The sequence below is a fragment of the Microbacterium sp. NPDC055599 genome, from assembly GCF_053618975.1.
Genome location: NZ_JBSHIM010000010.1, coordinates 159927 through 166017 on the forward strand (window position 1 = coordinate 159927; position 6091 = coordinate 166017).

The window sequence follows — 6091 nt, forward strand, 5'->3', positions numbered from 1 at the left end:
GACGCGACGAGGCCCCACCGCCATGCGCAACGGTGGGGCCTCGTCCGGGGTCGTGCGGCTCAGGGGTAGGGGAGCGTCGCCGGTCCCTCGTTGTCGAGCCCGAGCAGCTCCTGCGCCTTGAACAGGTGCGCGAGCTGCGCGTCGTCGAACTCCAGCGGCTCGAGCTTCTGCGTCTCGATCGTGGTGTCCCAGGCGTCCGCGTCGAAGTACAGGTTCGGGCAGGCGAGGTGGCCGTCGAGGATCCAGACGCTGTCGGAGTCGCGGAGCTCCTGCACGTCGAAGTCGTTGGCCTCGTAGATGTCCAGCGCCTCCTCCGCGTTCTCCGGGAACTCGCCCGGTGCCGGGGCGGTCATGAAGTCGGTGGCCTTGAGTGTGGCGCGCAGGAACCGCACGAGCGAGTTCGGGTTCTCCTTCACCCAGGCCGTGCCGGCGATCTGCACGTCGTTGGCCCAGTTGCGCAGCGACTCCACGACGATGTTCGCGCCGTGCTCCTCGAGCGCCGCACGGTCGTCGGCGTAGAAGGGCTGCAGCGAGATGCGGTCGTTCACGAAGAACTCGGTCCACGATTCGGAGCCGGGTCCGGGGTAGACGACCTCGGCGTTGATGCTCTCGAGGTCCCAGCCCTCTTCCGCGAGCACCTGTGCCCGCTGGAACTCGGCCGGGTCGCCGGGGGTTCCGGCGAGGACGATCGAGGTGCCGTCGAGGTCTTCGACGCTCTCCACGTCGGACTGGGCCGCGAAGTCGAAGTTCTGGCGGCAGTAGTGGCCCGACACCAGGTCGATCTCCACGCCGCCGCGGATGGCGTCGATCACGGTGCCGGTGGACTCCACGCCGATGTCGGCGCTGCCGCTCGCGACCGCGGCGGTGACGTTGTCGGCGGTGATGACCTCGACGGTGAGGCCCTCCTCCTCGTAGTAGCCGAGGTCGGTGCCGAGGACGAACATCGAGTACATCGTGACGTCGGGGAAGGGGATGGCCACCGTGATGCTGGTGTCTTCGGCGGCGCCGGGTTCCCCGTCACCGAGGTCGACCGGGCCTTCGGGTGCGGGTGTCGGCGAGGTGCAGCCGGCGAGCAGCGTCAGTGCTGCTGCGCCTCCGGCCACGGCGAGGCCGAGCCTGGTTCTTGTCGTGCGCATGACTCTCCATTCGGGCAGTGCGTGCGCCCCTTCGTGAGGGGGGCGTCTCACGCGGATTTTGGGATACGGTATCCAATTTGGTATCGGCTGTCCATGCTTCGGCCGATATCGTGCTGACAACGGGGTCTGGACGACCACGATGAAAATTGGATACAGTATCCGAAACAGTCCCACGATGAAGAGGTGACCATGCGTGCCGCCGTGCTGAGCAGCCACGACCTGGACGGCCTGACCGTCACGGAGTCGGCGGTGCCGTCGGCCGCTCCGGGCGAAGTGCTGATCCGCGTCGAGACCGTGGGCATCAACCAGCTCGACCTCAACGTCATCGCCGGCGTCGGCCCCGGAGCGCACGCCCGGCTCCCGCGCATCCTCGGCATCGACCCGGCGGGGCAGATCGTCGCCGTCGGCTCCGGCGTCGACCCCGCGCGCCTCGGCCAGGCCGTGGTCGTCAAGCCCAACATCGCCTGCGGCACGTGCCCCCGCTGCCGCGAGGGAGACGAGGCCGACTGCCCATCGCAGACCGTCGTCGGCGTGCACCGCGACGGCGGCGCCGCCGAGTTCGTCGCGGTGCCCGCGCGCAACGCGATCGACCGCCACGGCCTGACCGCCGCCGACGCCACGGCCGTGGTGCACAGCGCCCCCATCGTGCTCAACGCCCTGCGGATCGCCGCGCTCGCCGCCGACGAGCGGATCCTCGTCACCGGTGCGGGCGGAACGCTCGGTCGCGCGGCCGTCGCGATCGCGCTCGCCCGGGGAGCCCGCGTGGTCGCCGCCTCCCGCCGGCCCCTGACGCCGGTCGGCGACGAGCGGCTCCTGCACGCGCCCGATCCTGCCGCCCTCACGGCCGCCCTCGCCGCGGAGGACGGCTTCGACGTGGTGCTCGACGTCTCCGGCCACGGCCCCACGCTGAGCGCCGGGGTCGCTGCGCTCGGCTGGGGTGGACGGGCCGTGTTCTGCTCGGCCTCGGTCGACCCCGACCTGCGGATCGATGCGCGCGACTTCTACCTGCGCCGCAAGCGCCTCGCGGGTGCCGCGAGCGCCCGGTACGACGACGTGGCGGAGGCCCTCGCCCTCGCCGCCGCCGGAGTGCTGCCGCCGCTCGCGGGCGCCCGGTACGCGCTCGACGACATCGCCACGGCCTACCGCGACTTCCCCCGCGCCGGCGACGGGAAGGTGATCGTGGATGTGCGCTGACCACGGGTATCGAAGAGGAGACCAGACGTGACGAGTACTGCACTGCCGGGCGCCGGGGCGCTCGCCGGGATCCGGGTGGTCGAGCTGGGCCAGTACATCTCCGGCCCTTTCGCGGCGAAGCTCCTGGCCGACCTCGGTGCCGAGGTGATCAAGGTCGAGTCGCCGGAGGGCGACCCGATGCGGCGGTGGGAGGGTCGAGCGACCATGAGCCCGCAGTTCGCCGCGTACAACCGGGGCAAGCGCGGGGTGGTGCTCGACCTGAAGAGTCCGCAGGGGCTGGCGGCGCTGTTCGCCCTGGTCGCCGACGCCGACATCGTGCTCGACAACTTCCGACCGGGCGTCGCCGAGCGGCTCGGTTTCGGTCCGGAGGCCCTGCACGCGCACAACCCGCGCGTCATCACCTGTTCCATCACCGGCTTCGGCCCCACGGGACCCTCGGCGAAGCGTCCCGCCTACGACACGGTGATCTCCGCGACCGGCGGCATGTACAGCCAGGTCGTCCCCGCCGACACGATCCGCCCGCTCGGCCCGGCGTTCTCCGATCTGCTGTCCGGGATGTCGGCCGTGCAGGCGGTGCTCGCGGCCCTCCACGCCCGCGACGTGAGCGGGGAGGGCGAGCACGTCGAGGTGTCAATGGTGGGTGCGCTGCTCGACTTCCTCACCGAGTCCGCCTCGGCGTTCCTGGAGACAGGGCAGGTATCGTCGCCGGACTCGCGTCCGCGTCGCGCCCAGGCGTACGCGTGCCGTGGCTCCGACGGCAAGGCGTTCGTGATCCACATGTCGGTGCCGGAGAAGTTCTGGACCGGGCTGCTCGACGTGCTGGAGCGGCCCGACCTCGCCGACGACCCCCGGTTCGCGACGCGGGAGGGGCGCGTGCGGAACTACGACGAGCTCGACGCGGTGCTCAAGGAGATCGCCGCCACCCGTCCGCGCGCCGAGTGGCTGGAGCGCCTGGCCGCGCACGACATCCCGCACGGCCCGCTCAACACGATGGGCGACCTGTTCGACGACCCGCAGATCGCGAGCATGGGCCTGGTCGAGGAGATCGCGGGACCGGGCGGCGCGGTGCGCGTGCCGGTGCCGAGCACCCGGTTCCACCGCAGCGGCCGGCCCGAGCTGGTCTATGCGCCCGCGCTCGGGGCCGACACCGAGGAGCTGACCGGTCTGCGCACCGCGGCCGGAACCCTGAACGAAGGAGCGGCCTGATGCCCGGCATCGACGACCTGGTGGCGATCGACGTGCACACCCACCCGCAGACCGAGGAGTTCATCGCGGCGATGGGTGCGCGGCACACGCAGATGGCCGCGCACTTCGGACGGGAGCGGCCGGTCGTGTCGTTCGCCGAGCAGGCCGACCAGTACCGCGACCGCAGGATGATGGCCGTGATCGTCAACTCCGACTCGGAGACGACCAGCGGGATCAAGGGCGCCCCCAACGACCTGCTGGGCCGGGCGCAGCGAGACCACCCCGACGTGTTCCTGGCCTTCGCGGGCATCGACCCGTGGAAGGGCGAGGCGGCGATCGCCGAGATCCGCCGCATGCACGACGAGTACGGCATCAAGGGCGTGGGCGAGCTGAACCCGTCGCGGCAGAGGTTCCTGGCGAACGACCGTCGGTTCTGGCCGATCTGGGAGACCTGCGCCGAGCTCGGGCTGGTGGTCATGTTCCACTCCGGGTTCCCCGGTGCGGGCGCCGGCACCCCGGGCGGGGGAGGGTACCGGCTGGAGAACGCCCGCCCCGTGCCCTACATCGACGACGTCGCGGCCGAGTTCCCCGAGCTGAACATCATCAGCGCGCACCCGGCGTGGCCGTGGCACCTGGAGAACCTGGCGATGGTGTGGCACAAGTCGAACGTGTACCTCGACCTCTCCGGCTGGGCTCCGAAGTACCTGCCGCCCGAGGTGGTGCGCTACGCGGACTCGCTCATCTCCGAGCGGGTGCTGTTCGGCTCGGACTGGCCCGTGATGACCGCGGACCGGTGGATGGCGGAGTTCGACGAGCTCGGCTTCAAGGAGGAGTCGCGCCGCAAGATCCTGATCGACAACGCGCGGAAGCTGTTCCGGCTGTGACCGCGGAGAAGGGAGCCGACCGTGGCTGAACTGGTGCTGGCGGCGGCGACCCCGCACAACCCGCTGCTGTGGCGCGCGATGCGGGAGCCGTATCCGCCCGACCTGGTCGCGGTGGAGGCGAACTTCCGGCGCATCCGTGAGGCGATCGCCGAGGCCGAGGTCGACGTGCTGATCGTGCTCGGCACCGACCACGTGCGGCAGTTCTTCGCCGACAACTCGCCCGCGTTCATCGTCGGCAAAGCCGCGTCGTACCACGGCACGTACGAGAACGAGGTGCGCACGTTCGGCATGGAGTACGCCGAGCTCACCGGGCATCCCGAGCTCGCGGCGCAGATCGCCGGACGCGAGGTGCTGCCCGAGGCGATCGACTTCTCGGTGTCGCACGAGTGGCGGCTCGACCACAGCTTCGTGCTCCCGCTGCAGTACGTGCGGCCCGAGCTCGACCTGCCGATCGTGCCCATCCACGCGAATGCCATCCTGCCGCCGCTGCCCTCGGCCGCGCGGTTCGCCGCCCTCGGACATCACCTGCGCGCCGCGGTCGAGTCGTGGGACGGCGGGGCCAGGGTGGCGCTGCTCACCTCGGGCCACATGGCCACCGACGTCGGAGGGCCGCGCACGTTCAACGGCTCGCCCGACCCCGCGTTCGACGCCGAGGCGGTCGGGTGGATGCGCGACGGCGACCTCGACGCCGCGATCGCCGGCTGCCGGTTCGACCGCATCATGGCGGCCGGCAACGTCACCTACCAGTACGTGAACATCGTCACGGCCCTCGCCGCGATGCAGGGCCGCCCGGCCGAGCTGGCGGAGGCCACCACGTCGCGTTTCGCCTCGAGCCCGTTCTTCCTGTGGAGGTCTGCATCGTGAGCAGGTACATGATCGGCAAGTTCATGAGGGCGGTCGAGATGAGCACGGCCAACGTGAACGCGTACGTCGCCGATACCGAGGGCTTCGTCGACCGGTGGCTGGCGGGCGGCGCCGGGCCGGATGCGGTCGCCGACGACCGGGAGCTGACGCCGCAGGAGCGGGCGGCCTTCATCGCGCGCGACTACGGGGCGCTGTACGGGCTCGGGGCGCATCCGTACCTGCTGTGGCACTTCACGGAGGCGGTGTACGAGCACGAGTACACGGAGGGCTTCGGCTGGCGCGAGCTCGTGGAGCGCTACCGCGCGGCGATCATCCCGCACGGCGAGGTCGACGACATCCTCTGAGTCAGCCGATACCCGCGCTGACGAGCTGAGCGCAGGCGTGAACGGATGCCCCGTGGCGGTTCGCCACGGGGCATCCGCGTGTCGCGCGGCCGTCGCGCTCGGCAGAGGAGGTGCGGGGGACGCACCGCACGAGCGGACGCTGCCGCGCACCGGCGGAGCCGTGTCTCCTCCCCCGAGGACACCGGCGCCGCCGGGGCTCAGCGCCTACGCCGTGCGACGGCGCAGCAGGCCCGCACCTCCCAGAAGCAGCAGGGCGGCGATCGCCCACAGCGCGGGCGACGGTGCACCGCCGGTCATGGCGAGACCGGTGGCCTCACCGGAGACGGCTGCGCCCGACGCCCAGGCCATCCCGGACGTGCCCGGAGTGGTGCCGGGGTTCGTTCCGGGGGTGGTGCCGGGGTCCGTGCCCGGGTCGGTTCCGGGGTCGGTTCCCGGGTCCGTACCGGGGTCCGTACCGGGGTCCGTGCCCGGGTCGGTTCCGGGG

6 protein-coding genes and 1 pseudogene are annotated in these 6091 nt (G+C 71.5%); 5 read left to right on the forward strand and 2 right to left on the reverse strand.

The genetic code is table 11. From position 1 onward, the window contains the following. Positions 1–59 precede the first annotated feature (59 nt). Positions 60–1136: an ABC transporter substrate-binding protein gene (locus ACWGQ1_RS11895; protein ID WP_136035170.1), complete on the reverse strand. Its 1077-nt coding sequence runs from the start codon at positions 1134–1136 to the stop codon at positions 60–62. Between the two features lie 189 nt (positions 1137–1325). On the opposite strand from ACWGQ1_RS11895, the gene ACWGQ1_RS11900 reads away from it, so the two are divergent. From ACWGQ1_RS11900 to ACWGQ1_RS11920, 5 genes are read left to right on the forward strand one after another with little or no spacing between them, the layout of a single operon-like run. Continuing rightward, the gene (locus ACWGQ1_RS11900; RefSeq protein WP_378803842.1) at positions 1326–2330 is read left to right on the forward strand and encodes an alcohol dehydrogenase catalytic domain-containing protein; all 1005 of its coding nucleotides are present in this window, start codon (positions 1326–1328) and stop codon (positions 2328–2330) included. 27 nt (positions 2331–2357) lie between these two features. Further along, a complete protein-coding gene (locus ACWGQ1_RS11905) occupies positions 2358–3536 on the forward strand; it encodes a CoA transferase (protein ID WP_452313029.1) in 1179 nt (392 codons plus the stop codon). After that, the gene (locus ACWGQ1_RS11910) at positions 3536–4399 is read left to right on the forward strand and encodes an amidohydrolase family protein (RefSeq protein WP_247982437.1); all 864 of its coding nucleotides are present in this window, start codon (positions 3536–3538) and stop codon (positions 4397–4399) included. Before ACWGQ1_RS11905 ends, ACWGQ1_RS11910 begins: the two co-directional genes overlap by 1 nt. A gap of 21 nt (positions 4400–4420) precedes the next feature. Beyond that, positions 4421–5263, forward strand: a complete 843-nt coding sequence (locus tag ACWGQ1_RS11915; protein ID WP_136044496.1) for a DODA-type extradiol aromatic ring-opening family dioxygenase — start codon at positions 4421–4423, stop codon at positions 5261–5263. Continuing rightward, positions 5260–5607, forward strand: coding sequence for a hypothetical protein (locus tag ACWGQ1_RS11920; protein ID WP_136035165.1), 348 nt, complete (start codon positions 5260–5262; stop codon positions 5605–5607). The genes ACWGQ1_RS11915 and ACWGQ1_RS11920 overlap by 4 nt, the downstream gene beginning before the upstream one ends. A gap of 204 nt (positions 5608–5811) precedes the next feature. Here the strand turns inward: ACWGQ1_RS11920 and ACWGQ1_RS11925 are convergent. Then, positions 5812–6091, reverse strand: a pseudogene (locus ACWGQ1_RS11925) (hypothetical protein); the annotation flags it as partial.